Origin of the sequence: Shimia sp. R9_3, assembly GCF_017743755.1 — a bacterium.
Lineage (GTDB): Bacteria > Pseudomonadota > Alphaproteobacteria > Rhodobacterales > Rhodobacteraceae > Shimia.
Window position 1 is genome coordinate 414,196 of record NZ_JAGHRP010000001.1, and the last position, 19,389, is coordinate 433,584.

Annotated in this window: 21 protein-coding genes; 13 read left to right on the forward strand and 8 right to left on the reverse strand. The window is 58.7% G+C overall.

The window, feature by feature from the left end; genetic code table 11:
- The first annotated feature begins 41 nt into the window (after positions 1-41).
- Positions 42-2,027 carry a DUF262 domain-containing protein gene (locus J7412_RS01895; RefSeq protein ID WP_209076500.1) on the forward strand — a complete coding sequence of 662 codons (1,986 nt, stop codon included), beginning with the start codon at positions 42-44 and terminating at the stop codon, positions 2,025-2,027.
- A 148-nt stretch (positions 2,028-2,175) separates the two neighbouring features.
- On the opposite strand, the gene J7412_RS01900 is transcribed toward J7412_RS01895, so the two are convergent.
- Positions 2,176-3,954, reverse strand: a complete 1,779-nt coding sequence (locus J7412_RS01900) for a HAMP domain-containing methyl-accepting chemotaxis protein (RefSeq protein ID WP_209076502.1) — start codon at positions 3,952-3,954, stop codon at positions 2,176-2,178.
- A 287-nt stretch (positions 3,955-4,241) separates the two neighbouring features.
- Between J7412_RS01900 and J7412_RS01905 the strand changes: the two genes are divergently transcribed.
- From J7412_RS01905 to J7412_RS01930, 6 genes are all read left to right on the forward strand, one after another.
- Positions 4,242-4,613: a DUF4189 domain-containing protein gene (locus J7412_RS01905; protein ID WP_209076504.1), complete on the forward strand. Its 372-nt coding sequence runs from the start codon at positions 4,242-4,244 to the stop codon at positions 4,611-4,613.
- Positions 4,614-4,699: 86 nt separating this feature from the next.
- Positions 4,700-5,425 (forward strand): monofunctional biosynthetic peptidoglycan transglycosylase, encoded by a 726-nt coding sequence (gene mtgA / locus J7412_RS01910; protein WP_209076506.1) that lies wholly within the window; start codon positions 4,700-4,702, stop codon positions 5,423-5,425.
- A 70-nt stretch (positions 5,426-5,495) separates the two neighbouring features.
- Positions 5,496-6,161, forward strand: a complete 666-nt coding sequence (locus J7412_RS01915; RefSeq protein ID WP_209058445.1) for a glutathione S-transferase family protein — start codon at positions 5,496-5,498, stop codon at positions 6,159-6,161.
- 84 nt (positions 6,162-6,245) lie between these two features.
- Positions 6,246-7,289: a tRNA epoxyqueuosine(34) reductase QueG gene (gene queG / locus J7412_RS01920; RefSeq protein WP_209076508.1), complete on the forward strand. Its 1,044-nt coding sequence runs from the start codon at positions 6,246-6,248 to the stop codon at positions 7,287-7,289.
- Between the two features lie 181 nt (positions 7,290-7,470).
- The gene (locus tag J7412_RS01925) at positions 7,471-8,178 is read left to right on the forward strand and encodes a transporter substrate-binding domain-containing protein (protein ID WP_209076510.1); all 708 of its coding nucleotides are present in this window, start codon (positions 7,471-7,473) and stop codon (positions 8,176-8,178) included.
- 157 nt (positions 8,179-8,335) lie between these two features.
- Entirely contained in the window at positions 8,336-9,664 is a 1,329-nt protein-coding gene (locus J7412_RS01930; RefSeq protein ID WP_209076513.1) for a DUF2793 domain-containing protein, read from the forward strand.
- A 48-nt stretch (positions 9,665-9,712) separates the two neighbouring features.
- On the opposite strand, the gene msrA is transcribed toward J7412_RS01930, so the two are convergent.
- From msrA to J7412_RS01955, 5 genes are all read right to left on the reverse strand, one after another.
- Positions 9,713-10,213, reverse strand: coding sequence for a peptide-methionine (S)-S-oxide reductase MsrA (msrA, locus tag J7412_RS01935; protein WP_209076515.1), 501 nt, complete (start codon positions 10,211-10,213; stop codon positions 9,713-9,715).
- Complete coding sequence (gene msrB / locus J7412_RS01940; RefSeq protein ID WP_209076517.1) at positions 10,210-10,662, reverse strand: peptide-methionine (R)-S-oxide reductase MsrB; 453 nt, start codon at positions 10,660-10,662, stop codon at positions 10,210-10,212. The genes msrA and msrB overlap by 4 nt, the downstream gene beginning before the upstream one ends.
- Before the next feature lie 136 nt (positions 10,663-10,798).
- Positions 10,799-11,206: a thioredoxin family protein gene (locus J7412_RS01945; RefSeq protein WP_209076519.1), complete on the reverse strand. Its 408-nt coding sequence runs from the start codon at positions 11,204-11,206 to the stop codon at positions 10,799-10,801.
- Between the two features lie 15 nt (positions 11,207-11,221).
- Positions 11,222-11,935, reverse strand: coding sequence for a cytochrome c biogenesis CcdA family protein (locus tag J7412_RS01950; protein WP_209076521.1), 714 nt, complete (start codon positions 11,933-11,935; stop codon positions 11,222-11,224).
- A 57-nt stretch (positions 11,936-11,992) separates the two neighbouring features.
- Positions 11,993-12,877 carry a DMT family transporter gene (locus tag J7412_RS01955; RefSeq protein ID WP_209076523.1) on the reverse strand — a complete coding sequence of 295 codons (885 nt, stop codon included), beginning with the start codon at positions 12,875-12,877 and terminating at the stop codon, positions 11,993-11,995.
- A 226-nt stretch (positions 12,878-13,103) separates the two neighbouring features.
- Between J7412_RS01955 and J7412_RS22085 the strand changes: the two genes are divergently transcribed.
- From J7412_RS22085 to J7412_RS01975, 4 genes are all read left to right on the forward strand, one after another.
- On the forward strand, positions 13,104-13,760 hold the full coding sequence (locus J7412_RS22085) for a potassium channel family protein (RefSeq protein WP_209076525.1): 657 nt from the start codon (positions 13,104-13,106) through the stop codon (positions 13,758-13,760).
- Complete coding sequence (locus tag J7412_RS01965) at positions 13,757-14,125, forward strand: VOC family protein (RefSeq protein WP_209076527.1); 369 nt, start codon at positions 13,757-13,759, stop codon at positions 14,123-14,125. Before J7412_RS22085 ends, J7412_RS01965 begins: the two co-directional genes overlap by 4 nt.
- A 72-nt stretch (positions 14,126-14,197) precedes the next feature.
- Complete coding sequence (gene aroC / locus J7412_RS01970) at positions 14,198-15,304, forward strand: chorismate synthase (RefSeq protein WP_209058462.1); 1,107 nt, start codon at positions 14,198-14,200, stop codon at positions 15,302-15,304.
- On the forward strand, positions 15,304-15,975 hold the full coding sequence (locus J7412_RS01975; protein ID WP_209076530.1) for an HD domain-containing protein: 672 nt from the start codon (positions 15,304-15,306) through the stop codon (positions 15,973-15,975). Before aroC ends, J7412_RS01975 begins: the two co-directional genes overlap by 1 nt.
- A gap of 70 nt (positions 15,976-16,045) precedes the next feature.
- Here J7412_RS01975 and J7412_RS01980 read toward each other — a convergent pair whose 3' ends face one another.
- Together J7412_RS01980 and J7412_RS01985 are read right to left on the reverse strand one after the other, a co-directional pair.
- Positions 16,046-16,969: a DMT family transporter gene (locus J7412_RS01980; protein ID WP_209076532.1), complete on the reverse strand. Its 924-nt coding sequence runs from the start codon at positions 16,967-16,969 to the stop codon at positions 16,046-16,048.
- 124 nt (positions 16,970-17,093) lie between these two features.
- Positions 17,094-17,963 (reverse strand): branched-chain amino acid aminotransferase, encoded by an 870-nt coding sequence (locus J7412_RS01985; protein WP_209076535.1) that lies wholly within the window; start codon positions 17,961-17,963, stop codon positions 17,094-17,096.
- Between the two features lie 178 nt (positions 17,964-18,141).
- Between J7412_RS01985 and J7412_RS01990 the strand changes: the two genes are divergently transcribed.
- Positions 18,142-18,639 carry a MarR family transcriptional regulator gene (locus tag J7412_RS01990; RefSeq protein ID WP_209058472.1) on the forward strand — a complete coding sequence of 166 codons (498 nt, stop codon included), beginning with the start codon at positions 18,142-18,144 and terminating at the stop codon, positions 18,637-18,639.
- A gap of 23 nt (positions 18,640-18,662) precedes the next feature.
- Positions 18,663-19,364, forward strand: a complete 702-nt coding sequence (locus tag J7412_RS01995; RefSeq protein ID WP_209076537.1) for a response regulator — start codon at positions 18,663-18,665, stop codon at positions 19,362-19,364.
- Positions 19,365-19,389 lie beyond the last annotated feature (25 nt).

Genomic DNA, 19,389 nt, shown 5'->3' on the forward strand with positions numbered 1-19,389 from the left:
GAGCGCTAATAAGGCCGACGAAATCACTTGGAGTCTGAAATTTGGAATCCCAACTCTTTACATTGTCGAAAATTTTCACTGAGCGGCTGTTCCGTATCCCAGACTACCAACGGGGATATGCATGGACCGAACGTCAACTCAAAGATTTCTGGAACGATATCAACCAAATTGAGGCTGGCAGAAACCACTACACTGGAGTTTTGACGCTAGAAGAAGTGCCTCAAGAGGTTCGCAAGTCTTGGGTGGATGACAACTGGATTGTCGAAGCAAGAGGGTATGAACCTTTGTACGTGGTCGATGGTCAGCAGAGACTTACAACGTCAATAGTCCTTATTCAATGCATCCTGGAAGTGATACCGGCAGACACGCCCCTAAACTACACTTCGAAGGAACAAATCCAGCAAAAATTCATATTCGATACCAAAGATGAAGGAATTTCTCGATCTTACATTTTTGGATACGAGAAAGACAATCCAAGTTATGAATTTTTGAAAACCTCAATATTTCGGGAGTTTTCATCAACAAACGTTTCGGAAGAGACAATCTATACAAACAATCTAGCCAACGCTAAGTCGTTTTTCTCGCAAAAGCTGTCAGAAATGTCCTTTGAGGAAGTTGAAGGGCTTTACAGGAAGGTTACCCAGAACCTTCTCTTCAATATCTTTACGATATCCGACGAAGTAGACGTGTGCGTTGCGTTCGAAACAATGAACAACCGAGGAAAGCCGTTGTCTGACCTTGAGTTGCTAAAAAACCGCCTAATCTATCTTTCACTAAAGCTTGACGTGGCGGAAACCGAAAAAGAAAAACTGCGACGGGCAATCAATGATTGCTGGAAGGCAATTTATCATAACCTTGGCCGCAACAAGGACCGTCCCCTGCAAGATGACGAGTTTCTGAACAGCCATTACTTGCTGCATTTCGTTAATCCTATAGAAGAATCCGAAGGGGACGAGCGGAAGAGCCGCATGATGCACCAAAGGATGCTTCGGCAGATAAACTCTAGGTCACCATATGGTGACCTTTTGGAAACCAAGTTTGTGACAAAGAGGATTAGTGGGAATGGGGATGAACCCCCTGAGATAGGATTGGCTGATATCTACAAGTATGTCAGTTCGCTGCAGGCAGCGGTCACTTCATGGTATCGTATTTTCAATCCAAAGGATTGCAAAACAGAAAAGGAAGTCGATTTCTGGCTGGACAAACTTGATCGCCTCGACAAGGGAGGCGCTCCGCTAGTTCTTAGCGTCTTGACCAATATCGATGACGATGAAGCCAAAATTGACATTCTTCGAAAGCTCGAAAGACACCTATTCATAATTACTCTGGGTGACCGGTATTATTATCGGCGTGAATATGGGGACATTTCGTTCTTGAATGAGGCCATTCTTTTGCAGCAGGGCAAGATTACGGCAAAGAAAGTCGCAAAAGAAATTCAGGATCGAACAAATGACATCCTTTCGCGTGCAGGCTTCATGGACGAGGTGCGGAAGGAGTTCCAATCAAGGGGATTCTATAGTTGGAGTGAAGTGCGGTACTTCCTTTACGAACACAATTTAGATTTACAGTTGCGGAGCAAAACCGAGCGAACAAAACTGAATTGGTTGATGTTGAACGAAAGAGCGTACGACCATAAGTCAGTTGAACATATATATCCTCAAAGAGCTCAGGCCACATATTGGAGAGATAGATTCTCTGATCTAACGCAGAAGCAGCGCAACAGCTTGAAAAATGCAATTGGTAATTTATTACCAATCTCGCTTCCCAAGAACGCGAGCCTTTCCAACCGACCGTTTCCAGAAAAAGTTTCGGGAAAAAAAGAAGAAGCTGTTGGATATAGGTTTGGGTGTTACTCGGAAAACGAAGTTGCCAAGGAGAAAGAGTGGACTCAAGAGGCAATCTTACGGCGAAGTTTAAAGATGCTTCAATTCATGGAGAAGCGCTGGGGCTTCAGTTTCGGAAGCGAACAACAAAAGATCACGATGTTGGGACTCGGCTTTGTTCATAAGCGGATAAGCGGTGAATAACAGTGGGTTTGGTCACGTTACATCCCTTTGGAGTTGACGCACCGTATCATCGATAACTGGGGCAACTCGCCTAACTTTGCAAAGCTCGTATCCTGCGCATTATTGTCACCGTCTACTTTTGGGGCAGGCGCGCTCGGCGCGACTCCCCTCAAGCCGACATCTGCTGCTGCTCAGGCTCTTCCTCCACGGGGCGGGTCTTAAACGTCCCCACCAGCTCGGTGAGCTGCACGGCATTCGTATTGAGCAGATTGCTGGCTGCTGTGGTTTCCTCGACCATGGCGGCGTTTTCCTGGGTCACGTTGTTGAGCTGATTGACCGAGGCGTTGATGTCGCCCAGCGAGGCGGCCTGTTCTTTGGCGGATTGGTGAATGTCGGCGACCATTTCCGCGATGCCTGAGACATGCTCCACAATCGCGCCAAGTGACGCGCCAGTGCGGCCGACAAGCTCGACGCCTTTTTCCACGTGGTGGCTGCTGGTTTCGACCTGTTCCTTGATCTCGGACGCCGACGTTGCGGCGCGCAGAGCCAGCGCGCGGACCTCGGATGCCACAACCGCAAATCCGTTGCCCGCATCACCTGCGCGCGCGGCTTCGACCCCGGCGTTGAGTGCCAGCAGGTTGGTCTGAAAAGCGATATCTTCGATGGTGCCGATGAACTGGCTGATCTCGGCAAAGGAGCGTTCGATTTCGGCCATGGCCTGCACGGTTTCGCGCACGATGTGGCTGCTGTCTTCGGCATCAGCGCGGGCGCCCATGGCGGCGTCTTTCACGGTGTCGACGTTGCGGGAGGTGGCTTTCACGCTGTCGGTGACCTGATCGATGCCGGTAGTGGTCTGTTCCAGCGTGGCGGCCTGACGTTCGGTGCGGTGTGCGAGCTCCTGCGTGGCGGTGTTGATCTCGGTGATCTCGGTCTGGATGTTTTCCGCCGCCTCGCCGACCTGCACCACCACATCGTTGAGGCCGATGAGGGCGTCGTTGATTTTGTAGCGCAGTTTCTTGTGGGCTTCGGGGAGGAAAATATTCACGTCGTTGCGGAAATCGCCCTGGGCGAGATCGGTGAGCGCCTTGCTGAGCACATCCACCACCAGAGCGTTGCCGCGCTGGGATTCGGCCTCGCGTTCCTGCGCCTCGGCACCGTCCTGCAGCCGGACGCGGAGCCGCTCCACGGTGCGGGCGATGTCGCCGATTTCGTCGCGGCGGCCGGTGTGCGGGGTTTGCTCGGTGAGCTGGTCTGCGCCGAGTTTGCCGATGGCGGTGTTGAGGTCGATGATGCTGCAGACGATGGAGCGGCGCAGGACGTAGCCGCCGCCCATGCTGAGGGCGATGGCGCCGATCATGATCAGAGCGGCGATCAGGAAGGCGCGTTGTTTTGTGGCGGCGGCATTGGCGACAAAGGCGGCGGTGGAGGCGTCGGAGGCGGTGCGGGTGGCGCCCAGGGCTTCGCGGATATCGTTGAGCTGGGTCGGCCCGTGGGTGCGGAAGGCCTCGTAAGCAAATTCATGGCCGCCGTTGGCCGCCATCTGGAACACCCCAAGCCAGAGGGGCCGCCAGTTTTCCACGGCGCTGCGCAGGTTGGCGATTTCTTCAGCGTTTGCGGGGGCGAGCTGTTCGATCTCTGTCAGGAGCGTGTTGATGAGTGCCTCGCTGGCCTTGGCATCCTCAAAAACGGCCTCATGGGTTTCTGCGGAGGTGTCGACAAGCGCTGTGAGCATGTCGCGGTTGATGGTCACAAGGTGGGTTTCCACGTCGCGCAGGGAGGCGGCGATCTGGTATTCTTTCTCAAACAGCGCTTCGGTGAAGCGGGTCAGCTGAGAGATTTCATAGGTCAGGGTTGCGCCGACAATGACGGTGGAGCACAGGCAAATGGTCATGACAGCGGTGAGCTTGGCGCTGAGCTTTGAAACAAACTTCGGGGCAGATAACTTCATGAATGCGCATTCCAAACTTAGGACGTTTCGACAAATCTCTCATTGAGATAGCAGAGTACTTTCTGCCTCACGCTAGCTTAGGCCTACGGATTTCGTCCTAATTTCGGGTAAATGGGACTTTGGTGTTCAACCTAAAGGACGTCACGTGACAAAGCCTGCACGCCTTACTCAGGCATGTGTGTTGAGAGAATACGCCTTACCAAATCTTTACCGCATGAGGCCTAAGGTGGCCCAGTAAGTCCCGCGTGCACAGAATGTCGCGCCACCGTTGAAGATGGAGGTGACGCATGATGAAGCCATGGGGTGTTCTGTCGCTGATGATCGCAAGTTTGGCCTGCACAGTCCCAGTTGAGGCGCAGCAATGTGGCTTTGCACGCTGTTGGGGCGCTGTGGGGGTCGGGCCGGAGGGCGCGCGGGGCTATGCCTACAGCCAGTATTCCGAGGACATGGCGCGAGAGCGGGTGCAGGCGATCTGTGGCGACAACTGCGACACGGTGAAGACCTTTTTCAACGGCTGTGGAGCGATGGCGCAGGGTGATCGCGACCAATGGGGCTTTGGCGAGAGCCATTCGCGCATGGCCGCCGAGGATGTGGCGCTGGCCTTCTGTCAGAACTATGGCGCGGGATGCGAAGTTCGGGCCTGGGCCTGCTCGCCATAGGCAGCGCTTGGCAAAGCCTTGCGTGACTGTCTTGTCAGGGCGGGGCCGAAGCTCTACTCCCTATGCGTAAAACACGTGGCAGGGTCATGGCCAAGAGCAAGAAAAGAAGCAGCAAAAAGTCAGACGCAGGGCTGATGCAGCGGCAGTGGAAACGCCTGCGCTATTGGGTGCGGCGTTTGGCGATCTGGGGCACCGCTTTTGTGGTGCTGTCTGTGCTGCTTTATGCGGTGGTGAACCCGCCTTTTACATGGACCATGGTTGGCGAGAAGCGGCGGCTGGGCAGCATTGACCGGCAATGGGTGCCGATTGAAGAGGTTGCGCCGGTGATGCGCCGGTCTGTGGTGGCGGCTGAGGATGCGAATTTCTGCCTGCACTGGGGCTTTGACATGCGCGCGATCCGCAGCGCCATTGAAGAGGGCGCGGGACGCGGGGCCAGCACGCTGAGCCAGCAAACCGTCAAAAACGTCTATTTCTGGCAAGGGCGCAATTGGCTGCGCAAATCGCTGGAAACCTTGATGACTCCACTGGTTGAGATGGCCTGGAGCAAGCGGCGCATTCTCGAAATCTATCTCAATGTGGCGGAGTTTGACGAAGGCGTCTTTGGCGTGGAAGCGGCAGCGCGGCATTACTTTGGTGTTGGCCCTGAAGATCTGACTGCGGTGCAGGCGGCGCGGCTGGCGGCGGTGTTGCCCAATCCAAAGGGGCGCTCTGCCAGCAAGCCCACGGCGGGGCTGCGCAAGCGGGCTGCTGCGATCCTGGATGGGGCGGCAACCATACGCGCAGACGGGCGGGATGCGTGTTTTGCGGATTGAAAAATGCGCCTTCGCAGGGCATTGAGGATCAAAGCCCAAAATCAGATTCAATTGCACTGTGACCTTGCTGATGAACCGTTTGTTCCACGTTCCCCTGTCTCCGTTCTGTCGAAAAGTGCGCCTCTGCATGGGGGAAAAGCGGCTTGAGGTGGAGCTGGTCGAGGAGCGCTACTGGGAGCAGGATCCGGATTTTCTGCGCCGCAACCCGGCGGCCAAGGTGCCGGTTCTGAAGATGGACGGCAAGATGATGGCCGAGAGCGGGGCGATCTGTGAGTATCTGGAAGAGAAATATCCGGAAACCGCGCTGATGCCCAAGGATGCGGACGGGCGTTATGAGGTGCGGCGTCTGGTGGCCTGGTTTGATGACAAGTTCCATCACGAGGTGACCTCCAAGCTGCTTTATGAGCGGGTCAACCGCAAGCTGATGGGCACAGGCTATCCTGACAGCACCAATGTGAAAGCCGGGGCCAAGGCGATCAAATATCACCTGGATTACATGCATTGGCTGCTTGATCATCGCCGCTGGCTGGCCGGAGACATGATGACGCTGGCAGATTTTGCCGCCGCCGCGCATCTGAGCGCGCTGGACTATATTTCCGACGTGGACTGGAACCGCTCTGCCGTGGTGAAAGACTGGTATGCGACCATCAAGTCGCGCCCGGCGTTTCGGCCGATTCTGGCGGATCAGGTTCCGGGTTTCCCGCCCCCGGCGCATTATGCGGATCTGGATTTCTAAGACCCGGGAGGAGGGGCTGTCTGCCCCCTCGGCCTGACGGCCTCACCCCCGAGGATATTTGGCGAATGAGAAAGCCGCGCTGACATGTCCCATGAGCTGACAGACCGGATGAAGGCCGAAGCGCAGGCAATGGGCTTTGATCTGGCGCGGGTGTGCCGTCCGGATGCTGTGGGGCATGTGGGCGCCGATCTCGCGAAGTTTCTGGACAAGGGCTATCACGGGCAGATGGGCTGGCTGGCTGAGCGCACCCATTGGCGCAGTGATCCCAGCGTGCTCTGGCCTGAGGCGCGGTCTGTGATCATGCTGGGAGAGAGCTATACCCCCAAACATGATCCGACCGCCGTGCATGGGCAGGCTGACCGCGCGGCGATCTCGGTCTATGCGCAGAACAAAGACTATCACGACACGGTCAAAAAGCGGCTGAAGCGCTTGGCGAGGTGGCTGATTGCAGAAGCCGGGCCTGAGACGGAGGTGAAGGTTTTTGTGGACACCGCCCCAGTGCCGGAGAAGCCGCTGGGGCAGGCGGCGGGACTTGGCTGGCAGGGCAAGCACACCAATCTGGTGAGCCGCGATCTGGGCTCGTGGTTCTTCATCGGCTCGGTGTTCACAACCGCTGTATTAGAGACGGATAAGGCTGAAATTGATCATTGCGGTTCCTGCCGGGCCTGTCTGGATGCGTGCCCGACCAATGCCTTTCCCGCGCCGCATCAGATTGATGCGCGGCGTTGTATTTCTTATCTGACCATTGAGTCCCACGGGCCGGTGGATGAGGCGCTGCGCCCTCTGCTGGGCAACCGGATTTACGGATGTGATGACTGTTTGGCGGCCTGCCCGTGGAACAAATTTGCCCAGGGCGCGCGGGAGATGAAATACCACGCGCGCGACGACTTGGTGGCGCCGAAACTGGCGGAGCTGGTGCAGTTGCAGGATCAGGAGTTTCGGGCGTTTTTCTCAGGCTCGCCCATCAAGCGGATCGGGCGGAACCGCTTTGTGCGCAATGTGCTCTACGCCATTGGCAATTCGGGGGATGCTGCGTTTTGTCCTGTGATCGCTCCGCTTGTGCAGGACGCAGATGAAACGGTTGCGGATGCGGCGCGCTGGGCGCTGGAGCAGCTGCGGGCGGGGTGAGGCGCTGAGGGGGCATTGAAGGGCCTGGAACGCTCAGAAGATGTGCGCCTTTGGCGGTCGGTGCCCTTTGGCGTGCGTTGCCTCTAGATCACCTTATGTGAGGCTGATGCGGGTAACTTTCTCTTAGAAAAATCGTGGTTCGGTGGCGCCAATGATTAGACCCAAGAGGAAAGGAACGCCGATGCGCGCTTCAAAACTGGTACTCTCGTTGGCGGTTGCTGCTTTTGCCGCGCCTGCGGTTCACGCGGAAGCCCTGAAACTGACCACGCTGGAGTGGCCGCCCTATGTGATGGCGGATGGCAGCGGTGCGAGCTCTGAGGCGGTGGTTGGCGCCTTTGCGGCGGCGGGGGATGAGGCCACCGTGCAGGTGTTTCCCTGGAACCGTGCGGTGAATCTGGCGGCGAAGGATCCTGCCTGGGTTGGTGTGTATCCGGAATATTATGACGCGGGCTCTGATGCGGATGCGGGCGGGGACCGGTGCCTCTATTCGGCGTCTTTTGGCACCAGCCCTGTGGGATTTATCTATCGCACCGACGGCGGGTTTGACTGGGCCAGCCATGACGATCTGAAAGCCTATAGGATTGGCGTGGTGCAGGGCTATGTGAATGAGGCCACGTTTGATGCGATGGCGGCTGAGGGGGCGCTGACTGTGGATGCGGGGCCGACGGATGCGAGCAACATCAGCAAAGTGGCGGCGGGCCGGATTGATGCGGCGGTGATTGACCGCAACGTGTTTGAGCATTTGGTGGCGACCGAGGCGACTCTGGCGAGCCACGCCGGGGCATTGGCGTTCCATGAGGTGGTGCTGGAGGATCACAGCCTGCATGTGTGCTTTGAAAACAGCGACAATGGCCGCGCGGCACGGGATCGGTTTAACGGCGCGCTGTAAGGTGAGCTGACCTCAAAACGAGTGCCCCGTACATCTGAAGGTGTGCGGGGTTTTTCTTTGTCTGGCACACTAGCGTGCGGTGGTGTCAGGAAGTGTTGATCTCTCTTGTGCAGGGTTTGGGCAGTTTTGGCCACATCTGCCTGAGAAGGACCGCGCGATGCCCCAGAGATCCCCGAACCTCGATATGCCTTATATTCAGCCGTCGCAGGCGCAGAAGCATGTCACCCACAATGAGGCGATAGAGCAGCTGGATGCGCTGGTTGGGCTGTCGGTGAAGGCTTTTGACGCGGTGGAGCCGCCCGTCAATCCGATGGAAGGGGAGCGCTATGCGCTTGGGGCAGGCGCGAATGGGGATTGGGCCGGGCAGGACGGGATGCTGGCGGTCTGGGCCAATGGCGGCTGGCTGTATCTGACCCCGCAAGAGGGCTGGCGTGCCTTTGGCGAGGCGGAGCAGGCGTTGCGGATCTATCGTGGCGGGCAGTGGGCCGGGCTGTCCTTTGACCAGCTGGGGCTGGGGGCAACACCGGATGCGGTGAATCGGCTGTCGGTGGCGGCGGAGGCCACGCTGTTGTCGCATGACGGGGCAGGGCATCAGCTGAAGCTGAATAAGGCATCCGCTGGCGACACAGCTTCGCTGTTGTTTCAATCCAATTGGATGGGCCATGCGGAGATGGGGCTTGCAGGGGAGAACGACTGGTCGATCAAAGTCTCGCCGGATGGGAGCAATTGGACAACAGCGCTCAAGGTTGCGGCGGCGACGGGGCATTTGAGCGGAAGCGCGGTGCAGGCGGATGCGCTGGATGCCACTGAGGGACGGCTGCTGACGGTGGGTGGCTTTGGGCTTGGAAGCGCTGCAGCACCGGAGGTGACGGATCTGAATACAGCAAGTTCAGGTGGAATAGTCTCTACCAATGCTGGCACGGCAGCCAATGTGCCGACAGGGTTGAGCGGGCGGCATGCGGTTTTGGTGGCGAAATCAGAATCCGATGGCGGGTTTCAGATGTTGTGTGATCAGAGCGGTGGGGCGCTTTATCTGCGGCGGCTTGATGGTGGTGTTTGGGGCGCGTGGCAGCGGCTTTGGGACAGTGGGTCGCTGGTGGGCATCGTCTCAGAGAGTGGCGGCGTGCCCACGGGGGCGGTGATCGAGCAGGGCAGCGGTGCCAATGGGGCTTTCACCAAATGGGCGGATGGGACGATGATCTGTGCGCATGCGCTGGATCTGGATTTTGACGCGGTGCATCGGCTGGCCGCTGACTGGAGCTACCCTGCGGATTTTGCCGCGCCACCTGTGGTGACTGCGACGCTGGATGGGGACGATCTGGCCGCTAATGCCACGCCGGTTGCAAGCGAGGTTGGCGCCGTTGCGATGGAAGCGGTGGGCGCTAGTTCCGCGCGGGCGGCGCTGCACCGGATCAGTGGGCTGACTGATTTTGCGACTGGAGATAGCGCACGGGTCTATCTGAGCGCGCAGGGGCGATGGTTTTAAACACAAAGCCCCGGCGCATGGCCGGGGCTTGGAATGTTACGCTGAACTTTACCCTGCGCGTTTGGGCAGGACCCAGTCGGGGCGGGCGAAGTGGCAGGTGTAGCCGCCTTTGTTTTTCTCAAGATAGTCCTGATGATACTCTTCGGCTTCCCAGAAGTCGCTGACGGCTGTGACTTCGGTGACGACTTTGCCGGGCCAGAGACCGGAGGCTTCGACGTCTTTGATGGTGTCTATCGCCATCTCTTTCTGCGCGTCATCCACATAGAAGATCGCAGAGCGGTAGGAGGTGCCGATGTCGTTGCCCTGACGGTTCACCGTGGTCGGGTCATGGATCTGGAAGAAGAACTCCAGAAGCTTGCGGAAAGAGGTCTTGGCTGGATCAAAGGTGATTTCGATGGCCTCGGCATGGGTGCCGTGATTTTTGTAGGTCGCATTGGGGACATCGCCGCCGGTGTAGCCCACGCGGGTCGCCAGAACCCCATCCATCTTGCGGATCAGGTCTTCCATGCCCCAGAAGCAGCCGCCTGCCAGTACTGCGCGTTCGCTCATTGGTCGATCTCCTTTACTTGGTCGAGATAGGCGCCATAGCCCTCTGCCTCCATATCGTCGCGATGCACGAAACGCAAAGAGGCGGAGTTGATGCAGTAGCGCAGCCCGCCACGGTCGCGGGGGCCGTCAGGAAACACATGGCCCAAATGGCTGTCGCCGTGCTTGGAGCGCACTTCGGTGCGGATCATGCCGTGGGTGGCGTCGTGGTGTTCGGTGACAAAGGCCGCTTCCACCGGTTTGGTGAAGCTGGGCCAGCCGCAGCCGCTTTCATATTTGTCAGAGCTGACAAAGAGCGGCTCGCCTGACACTACATCCACATAAAGGCCGGGTTCTTTATTATACAAAAGCTTGCCGGAGCCCGGGCGCTCTGTCCCGTTTTCCTGTGTGACCCAGAATTGTTCGTCATTCAGGGCTGCAATGGCATCCATATCACGTTTGTAGGTGGTCATTGGCCTCTCCTTCCCGCGCTGCGGTTTTGCAGCGGCGTGTCTCTTTTCTCCCTTGGAATATGGGAGATATGGAGGTGATGAAAAGGGGGATCACGCCAGCGTCATGATAACCGAGGCTGGCGTGGCGTTTGTGAGATCAGGCGTTTGCGGCGCTGAGAGCGGTGTCCAGCAGGCCTTTGATCTGGGATTTGGAGGTGCCTGCAACGATGCGGCCCAGCTCTTGGTCGCCTTTCAGCACCACCAATGTAGAGCGGCGCGGGATCTTGAGGCTCTTGGTCAGCTCCGCCTTGCGGTAGGTGTCCCAGTCGACCTTGATGAAGGTGATGGTCTCGCCATAGGCCGGGTTTTCTTCGATCAGTTCGTTGACCACGCGCTCTTGCGTGGCGCAGGTGGCGCACCAGGTCGCGGAGAAATCAAGGAAGACGATGTCCCCTTTGGCGAGGTGCTGCTTCACGAGGCCGGGGGTGTAGTCTGTGGCGGCGCGGGCGGCAAAAGGTGCAAGAAGCGACGCGGCTGCGGCGGTCAGGAATGTGCGGCGGTGCATGGGAAACTCCTTTGATTAAACGGATACAGACAAGTCGATGAGCCATGCCGGCATGACGCTGAGCAGCCAGCCTTCGATCACGTGATGCAGGCTGAAGAAGAGCGCGAGGCCGGTGGCAAGGAAGATGGCGCCCATGATCGGGCGGGATTTCGCGGCGATGGCGCGCATGGTGGCCTGATGGCGGCCGATGGTGGAGCGCGCGCCGTAGCCAAGGCCCAAGATCAGCGTGGAGACACCGGCGGCAAAAGCGACCATGATCAGCGCGGCAAAGCCGAGGTTTTCCCCTTGGCTGGCTAGAGAAATGGCGCCGCCCAGTGTTGGGCCAATGCAGGGGGACCAGACCGCGCCCAAGAGCAGGCCACCAAGGAACTGGCCGCGCAGGGTGGAATTGTCCACCGCGTCCATGCCGCTGTCTGCCTTGGCGGCAACACCGGCGGTGGCGGTGGAAAACGCCATGGAGAACCGCGGAACCAGCAGGATGGCACCGAAGACGATCATCAGAACCGCACCGGCTTGAGACAGGGTTTCCGGTGTCAGACCGATGGCATAGCCAAAGGTGGTCACGAGCATGCCCAGCACCACGAAGCTGATGCTCATCCCGAGGGCGAGCGCGGCGGGGCCATGTTTGGAGGCCTGAAGGGCTGTGGCCAGAACGATCGGCAACACGGGCACCACACAGGGGTTGATCAGGGTCAGCAGCCCTGCGGCATATGCAAAGACAAATTCCATGGCCACCTTTTGCCAAGGCGGCGCTGTTCTGTCATGTGAAACCCGTCTGACAGGTGATCACGTGGTCGTGTGAATTTGTTTCGTCTGTTTGGAGAGTTGCACCGCGAGGATGCCTGCGCAGATGACGATCACGCCGATGATGTCGGTCATCTGGAGCCGCTCACCGAGCACAAAGGCGGCGATGGCAACACCGAAAAACGGGTTTAGAAAGTGGAAGGTAGAGGCTTTTACAGCGCCGATGCGGCCCACCAGCGCAAACCAGATCCAAGTGGCGAGAAGGCCGGGGACAAGCACGGTGTAGGCAAAGGCGGTGATCATCACGGGGTTCCAGTTGAACGCCCATGTCTCAAAGATCAGCGATGCAAAAAACAGCGTTATGGAGCCGACAAACATCTGCAGGCCAACGATCATCAGGACATTGCCGCCACCGGAGGCATTGCGCACGGTGAGCGTTGCCACCGCGAGGGCCAGCGCGGCGATGACGCAGAGCAGCACGCCAAAGAGATCAACACCTTGCTGCAGGCGGCCGGCCATGATCAGGATCACGCCGCCAAAGCCGACGATCAGCCCGATGGCGGCGACAGGTGTCAGGCGCTCGCCCAGCACCGACCACCCCAGCAGCGCCACGATGAGCGGCATGGTGGAGGCAATGATGGAGGCCAGCGAGGCTTCAACCGTGGTCATGGCGGTGAAATTCAGACCCAGATACAGCGCGTTCTGGCAGAGGCCAAAGATCAGGGTTGCACGCCATTGAGAGGGTGTGAGCTTCCAACTTTGCCCCAGCGCGCGGGCGATCAGCACGCCGATTGTACCCGCCAGTGCAAACCGCAGAGACGAAATCGCAAGCGGCGGGGCGTCAGCCACAATAATGCGGGCGGAGGTGAAGGCTGAGGACCAGATCAGGGCAAACAGCAGCCCCATGCCTATTGCGCGAAAGTCCATTCAGCCGGTCTCAACTTATTGTATTGTGTGTAGGTTTTTCCGATGTAACCCCATCAGAGGTTGTGTCGCAACCAGACAGTTGGCAGAGGACTGGGGCGCAGGGTTGCGACGGGCTTGGGAGCACGGGCCTCGCGGCGGCGCTTGCCAAGCGGCTTTTCTTGCGCGGGACGTTGCGACTAGGGTGAAGAAACGCCGACATTTGGGGCGTGAATTTGAGGACAGACAGGTGAGTGAAACGACGGATATTCCGGCCCCGACTGGCTTTATTCAGACCCATAGATGGTCGATCCTGCTGGCGTTGCTGGTGGCGCTGATCCTTCTGGACGGGTTTGAAGACCGCGTGCATTGGGCGGATACCGCGGGGCTTTGGGGGTTGAGCCTGCTGTTTCTGGGTGTTGTCGGGGCCACCGGTCGCAACACGGTTTTGCGCTTTGTTATGGGCGTGCCTGTGCTGATCTGGATCGCTTTGATTGTGTTAAATGAATTTGCCGGTGTCAGAGTGGACGGCAGCCTGGCCATTCTGGCGGGGATATTGCTGTTTGGGTCGATGCTCACCAGTTTCTGGCAGCTGATCGGGCCGGTGCATTCCGAATATGAGCGGCTGTCCAGCGGGGTGTTTGGCTATCTGTTGATGGCGATGCTGTGGGGTGTGTTTTACTGGCGGATTGAGGCGGTGCATCCCGGGTCTTTCAACCTGCCGGGGGATGTCGGGGACGAGCGCGCGCCGTTTGTCTATTTCTCGATGATTACGATGACGACCGTGGGGTATGGCGAGATGACCCCGGCGGCGAGCCTGCCGCGGGTGCTGACCGGGTTGCAGGCGATTGTGGGCACGATGTTTGTGGCGATCTTTATCGGGCGGATTGTGGGGCGGCTGAAATGAAGGGTGTGCAGTATCAGATCACCTGGGTTTACGCCGAAGCGCTTGCGCCCTGTGTGACCTTCTATCGCGACACGCTGGGGCTGCCGGTTGCACATGACGCGGGCAGCGCGATGATTTTTGAGACAGCACCCGGTGCGCGCATTGGTGTGTGCGAGGCTTTTGGGGATCGGGTGGTGCAGCCCGAAGGCAGCATGATCACGCTCGTGGTGGAGGATCGCGCCGCCGTGGATAGAGCCTATACCGCCTTAAAAATGGCCAATGCCACCCTAAGAGGCGCCCCGGAAGAGATGGCGCGCTTTGGCATCTACAGCTTTTTCTGCACTGATCCGAACGGGTATCAGATCGAGGTGCAGTGTTTTCTTTAGGATAGGGTTGCGAGAGTCGCCTTCCCCATAGCGCGCATTCTGTTTAAAGGTGCCACAAACAGGAGCCTGCGCATGTCGATGAATAGCTTTGGACACCTTTTCCGCGTCACCACCTGGGGTGAAAGCCATGGGCCTGCGCTGGGCGCGACCGTGGATGGCTGCCCTCCCGGTGTGCCTGTGGATGAGGCGATGCTGCAGCATTGGTTGGACAAGCGCCGTCCTGGTCAGAACAAGAACACCACCCAGCGCAATGAGCCGGATGCAGTGAAAATCCTGTCGGGTGTGTTTGAGGGCAAGACCACAGGCACCTCGATCCAGCTGATGATCGAGAACACCGATCAGCGCAGCCGCGATTATGGCGAGATCAGCCAGACGTTTCGCCCCGGCCACGCCGACATCACCTATCATCTGAAATACGGCAATCGCGACTACCGCGGCGGCGGGCGCAGCTCTGCGCGCGAGACAGCAGCACGCGTGGCCGCGGGCGGCATTGCGCGTGAAGCGATCAAGGCGCTGGCCCCCGATCTTGAGATCAAGGGCTACATGACCAAGATGGGTGCGCTTGAGATCGACCGCGAGAATTTCCAGTGGGATGCGATTGACCGCAATGACTTCTGGATTCCACAGTCAGCCGATGTGGCGCAGGAGTGGGAAGACTACCTGCAGGCGCTGCGCAAGGAACATGACAGTGTCGGCGGCGTGATCGAGGTGGTGGCGCGCAATGTGCCTGCCGGGATCGGTGCACCGATTTACAGTAAGCTCGACACAGATCTGGCCGCAGCGATGATGTCGATCAACGCCGTCAAAGGTGTGGAGATCGGTGAAGGCATGGCAGCCGCCGGGTTGAAAGGCTCGGAAAATGCGGATGAGATTTTCATGGGCAATGATGGTCAGCCGGTGTTCTCCTCCAACCATGCGGGCGGCATTCTGGGTGGGATTTCCACGGGTCAGGACGTTGTGGTGCGCTTTGCGGTGAAGCCGACAAGCTCTATCCTCACCCCGCGCAAGTCGATCCGCAAAGATGGCAGCCCGACTGAAGTGATCACCAAAGGGCGGCACGATCCCTGTGTGGGCATCCGTGCGGTGCCGGTGGGCGAGGCGATGATGGCCTGTGTCATTCTTGATCACCTGCTGCTCCATCGCGGTCAGGTCGGAGAAAATCAGGGTAAGATTGGCTGATGCTGGACGGGACGGAATTGCAGGAGCTGAGAACGGCGCTGCGAGACGTCGCTGCAGAGCGCATGGCACAGGACAGCGGCCATGATCTGGCGCATCTGGATCGTGTCTGGTCCAATGCGCAGCGGCTGGCCCGTTCCGAAGGCGAAGTGGATCTGAAAATCCTTCTGGGTGCGGCTTATCTGCATGATCTGGTGAACCTGCCCAAAAATGCCCCGAATCGATCCAAGGCCAGCACATTGGCAGCTGCGGCCGCCGCGCCTGTTCTGCGCGAATTGGGGTTTGACAATCATCAAGTTGCAGCCACGCAGCACGCGATTGCGGCACATAGCTTTTCAGCCGGACTTGCACCTAAATCCAAAGAGGCTCGGATACTGCGGGATGCGGACAGGCTGGATGCGCTGGGCATGATCGGGATTGCCCGCACTTTTGCGGTGAGCGGGGCTTTGGGCACGCCGCTGTATGATCCGCAGGATCCGTTTGCCACATCGCGCGACTTGGACGATGGCGCCTTTGCGTTGGATCATTGGCCGGAGAAGCTGTTCCGTTTGCCGGAAGATATGTTGACCCAGACAGGCAAAGCCATCGCTAAGGAGCGTGTCGCCAATATGCGCCGCTATGCAGCGGTTTTGGCGAGTGAGCTGGGCATTGTTCTGCCAGACAGCTGGAGCTGAGCCCGTCGACGTTCGCGGGGTGATCCCCGGGGCGCGGAATTTTCCAAGGCAGATTTGTCGATAGACTTGACTATCCCTGCGGTGTGATGCCGGGGCGTGCTTTGCCGCGCTTGAGGCCAAGCTGGCGTTCCCGCCAGATGATCAGGAAGCCCGCAAGGATCACCACAGCCGCGCCAATCAGCATCTGCGGTGTGGGCACTTCGGCAAACCAGACGTAGCCGATGAGCAGGGCAAACAGCATGGCCACATAGTCAAATGGGGCCACCACGGAGGCGGGGGCAAAGCGGTAGCAGGAGGTCAGCAGGATTTGTGCAAACCCGCCGATGAGGCCCGCGATGGTGAGCATGATGGCCTGCTCCCATGTGGGGATCACCCAGCCGAAGGGCAGCGTGAGCAGGGACAGGCAGGTCGCGGTGAGCGAGAAGTAGAAGACAATCGCCGAGGTCTGGTCGGTCTGCACAAGTTTGCGGATGTGGATCTGGGCAAGCGCGCGGAAGGCGGCAGAGCCGAGCACCAGCATGACCCCCAACGTGGCCAGCGTCGCGGCCTGACTTTCGTCAAAGATGGTGATGCGGGGCCAGAGCACGATGGTCACCCCTACAAGGCCCAGACCGACCGCGGACAGTCGGAACGCGCGGACCTCTTCACCCAGGAACATGGCGGCAAAAATCACTGTGAGCAGCGGGGCGGCAAAGCCGATGGCGGTGACTTCGGGCAGCGGCAAAAGGCCAAGGGCGGCGAAGTTCATCCCCATGGAGGTGGTGCCGATCACCCCGCGCCAGACATGGCCCATGCCGTTTTTGACACGCAGGCCCTGAGGCATCTCGCCCCGGTAGATCAGCCAGCCAAAAATCACGAAGAGGGCAAAGAAGGAGCGGAAAAACACCGCTTGGCCAGCGGGGACATCAGAGGCGGTGGCTTTGATCAGCGCGGCCATGATGGAAAACAGCGCGATGGCGCAGATTTTCAGGGCGATGCCTTTGAGAGGGTTCATGGGGGTGTCCGACGCTGACGTAAGGTGCGGCAACACTGGACTGGAGGCTCTGGGATGGCAAGGCAGAGGCCCAAAACAAATCAGAGGCCCGCAGGCCCCTGATCATTTCGCAGATTGTGTCGCCTTAGGAGCGAACAAGCTTTTCGTAGGATTCCGCGATGTCGCGGGTGATGTCGCCAACCTCAAAGGTGTAGTCGCCAATCTGGCCCACCGGGGTCACTTCGGCGGCGGTGCCGGTCAGCCAGCACTGCTCAAAGTCGGCCAGCTCTTCGGGCATGATGTGACGCTCGATCACGTTGATGCCTTTGTCTTTCAGCATGCCGATCACGGTCTGACGGGTGATGCCGTTGAGGAAGCAATCAGGCGTCGGTGTGTGCACTTCGCCGTCTTTCACAAAGAAGATGTTTGCGCCGGTCGCCTCCGCCACATAGCCGCGGTAATCCATGAAGAGCGCGTCAGAGCAGCCCTTGGCTTCGGCTTTGTGCTTGGAGATGGTGCAGATCATGTAGAGACCTGCGGCCTTGGCGTGCACCGGAATGGTTTCCGGGCTGGGGCGTTTCCACTCTGCGATGTCGAGCTTGGCGCCCTGCATCTTGGCGTCGCCGTAGTATGCGCCCCAGGGCCAAACCGCGATGGCCACGCGCACCGGGTTGGCCGCAGAGGCGACACCCATGTCGTCACCGGAACCGCGCCACACAACCACGCGCACATAGGCGTCTTGCAGGCCGGACTTCTTCAGGGTTTCCAGCTTGGCCGCTTCCAGCTCCTCAAGGGAGAGTGGCATCGGCATGTCCAGCGCTTCGGCGCTTTTGAACAGGCGTAGGTTGTGTTCGTGGCTTTTGAAGATTTTGCCGTTGTAGGCGCGCTCGCCCTCAAACACGGAGCTGGCGTAATGCAGCGCGTGGCTCAGGACGTGGACCTTGGCCTCGCGCCAGTCCACAAATTCGCCATCCATCCAGATGACGCCGTCACGATCGTCATATGCACCCGCCATGGTCGTTCCTTTCGCCTTTCAGAGCTCATCTCAGTTTTCATTTGTTGCGCCGTAAATGGCCGATCCGGTCACAAAGTTGCGCAAATCCTGCGATTCGCTATCAGTTAGGACTTGGAGTGTCAACAAAGCTGACGTATTGTGACGGGCAAAGCGGTCAATTGTGATCTCAGGAGGTATCATGGGCGAGGGCATACGCAGCGAAAGCTTGCTCTATCTCACCGACGAGCAGCTGCGTCAGGGCATTGAGGCGATGTATTTCGCCTATCGCGGTTTTACCGCGGATCCGGACCGTATTCTGGAGAGCATGGCTTACGGGCGGGCGCATCATCGGGCGATCCATTTCATCAACCGCGCGCCGGGCACCACGGTGACCAACCTGCTGGCGATGCTGGGGGTAACCAAGCAGTCACTCAACCGTGTGTTGCGTACCTTGATCGAGGACGGGCTCGTGGAGAGCCGGGTGGGCACGTCTGACCGGCGTGAGCGCAACCTCTATTTAACCGAGGCTGGTGTAGCCTTGGAGAACCGTCTGTCGGACTCCCAGCGCACCCGCATGCGCAGCGCGTTCCGCGATGCCGGACCGGAGGCAGTCGCGGGGTTCCGCCGTGTGCTTGAGTCGATGATGGACGGCGAGCTGCGTCGGCAGTATTTGTCGTTGCGGGAGACCGGTCAATAATAGGCCAATGAGGAAACCAGAGCATGAATGACATTGCCCCGCATTTGCTGATTGTGGATGACGATGAACGCATCCGCACCTTGCTGCGTAAATTTTTGATGCGGCACGGATTTCTGGTGACCGCCGCGCGTGACGCAGATCATGCGCGCCGCATTTTGTCGGGGCTGGATTTCGATCTGCTTGTGCTGGATGTGATGATGCCGGGCGAGGATGGCGTGAGCCTGACGCGCAGCCTCCGCGAGGACTCCGAAACCCCTGTGCTGCTGTTGACCGCGAAGGGCGAGACAGAAGACCGGATTGCCGGTCTGGAAGCAGGGGCGGATGACTATCTGGCCAAGCCGTTTGAACCCAAAGAGCTGTTGCTGCGCATCAACGCGATTTTGCGGCGCATGCCGGAAGTCGATGAGGCGGCGACGGTGCCCAAGGTGCTGCATCTGGGCGACATCCGCTATGACATTGATCGCGGGGAGATGTGGCAGGGCGAGGAGCCTGTGCGCCTGACCGCCACCGAAAGTCAGTTGATGCGCATATTCTCCAAAACGCCGGGCGAGCCGATCAGCCGGGGCACGCTGGTGGAAGAGCTTGGCCGCGACAAAGGTCAGGCGCAGGAACGGGCGGTGGATGTGCAGATCACACGTTTGCGGCGCAAGATTGAAGAAGATCCAAAACAGCCTCGCTATCTGCAGACGGTGCGTGGTGCGGGCTATATGCTGGCGCCAGATTGAGGCGTTTGAGCATCAAATTATAAGC

Coding starts and splice junctions, on each gene's coding strand:
- J7412_RS01900 (WP_209076502.1), bottom strand. CDS start 3,954: ATGAAGTTATCTGCCCCGAAGTTTGTTTCAAAGCTCAGCGCCAAGCTC.
- J7412_RS01905 (WP_209076504.1), top strand. CDS start 4,242: ATGATGAAGCCATGGGGTGTTCTGTCGCTGATGATCGCAAGTTTGGCC.
- mtgA (WP_209076506.1), top strand. CDS start 4,700: ATGGCCAAGAGCAAGAAAAGAAGCAGCAAAAAGTCAGACGCAGGGCTG.
- J7412_RS01915 (WP_209058445.1), top strand. CDS start 5,496: ATGAACCGTTTGTTCCACGTTCCCCTGTCTCCGTTCTGTCGAAAAGTG.
- queG (WP_209076508.1), top strand. CDS start 6,246: ATGTCCCATGAGCTGACAGACCGGATGAAGGCCGAAGCGCAGGCAATG.
- J7412_RS01925 (WP_209076510.1), top strand. CDS start 7,471: ATGCGCGCTTCAAAACTGGTACTCTCGTTGGCGGTTGCTGCTTTTGCC.
- J7412_RS01930 (WP_209076513.1), top strand. CDS start 8,336: ATGCCCCAGAGATCCCCGAACCTCGATATGCCTTATATTCAGCCGTCG.
- msrA (WP_209076515.1), bottom strand. CDS start 10,213: ATGAGCGAACGCGCAGTACTGGCAGGCGGCTGCTTCTGGGGCATGGAA.
- msrB (WP_209076517.1), bottom strand. CDS start 10,662: ATGACCACCTACAAACGTGATATGGATGCCATTGCAGCCCTGAATGAC.
- J7412_RS01945 (WP_209076519.1), bottom strand. CDS start 11,206: ATGCACCGCCGCACATTCCTGACCGCCGCAGCCGCGTCGCTTCTTGCA.
- J7412_RS01950 (WP_209076521.1), bottom strand. CDS start 11,935: ATGGAATTTGTCTTTGCATATGCCGCAGGGCTGCTGACCCTGATCAAC.
- J7412_RS01955 (WP_209076523.1), bottom strand. CDS start 12,877: ATGGACTTTCGCGCAATAGGCATGGGGCTGCTGTTTGCCCTGATCTGG.
- J7412_RS01965 (WP_209076527.1), top strand. CDS start 13,757: ATGAAGGGTGTGCAGTATCAGATCACCTGGGTTTACGCCGAAGCGCTT.
- aroC (WP_209058462.1), top strand. CDS start 14,198: ATGTCGATGAATAGCTTTGGACACCTTTTCCGCGTCACCACCTGGGGT.
- J7412_RS01975 (WP_209076530.1), top strand. CDS start 15,304: ATGCTGGACGGGACGGAATTGCAGGAGCTGAGAACGGCGCTGCGAGAC.
- J7412_RS01980 (WP_209076532.1), bottom strand. CDS start 16,969: ATGAACCCTCTCAAAGGCATCGCCCTGAAAATCTGCGCCATCGCGCTG.
- J7412_RS01985 (WP_209076535.1), bottom strand. CDS start 17,963: ATGGCGGGTGCATATGACGATCGTGACGGCGTCATCTGGATGGATGGC.
- J7412_RS01990 (WP_209058472.1), top strand. CDS start 18,142: ATGGGCGAGGGCATACGCAGCGAAAGCTTGCTCTATCTCACCGACGAG.
- J7412_RS01995 (WP_209076537.1), top strand. CDS start 18,663: ATGAATGACATTGCCCCGCATTTGCTGATTGTGGATGACGATGAACGC.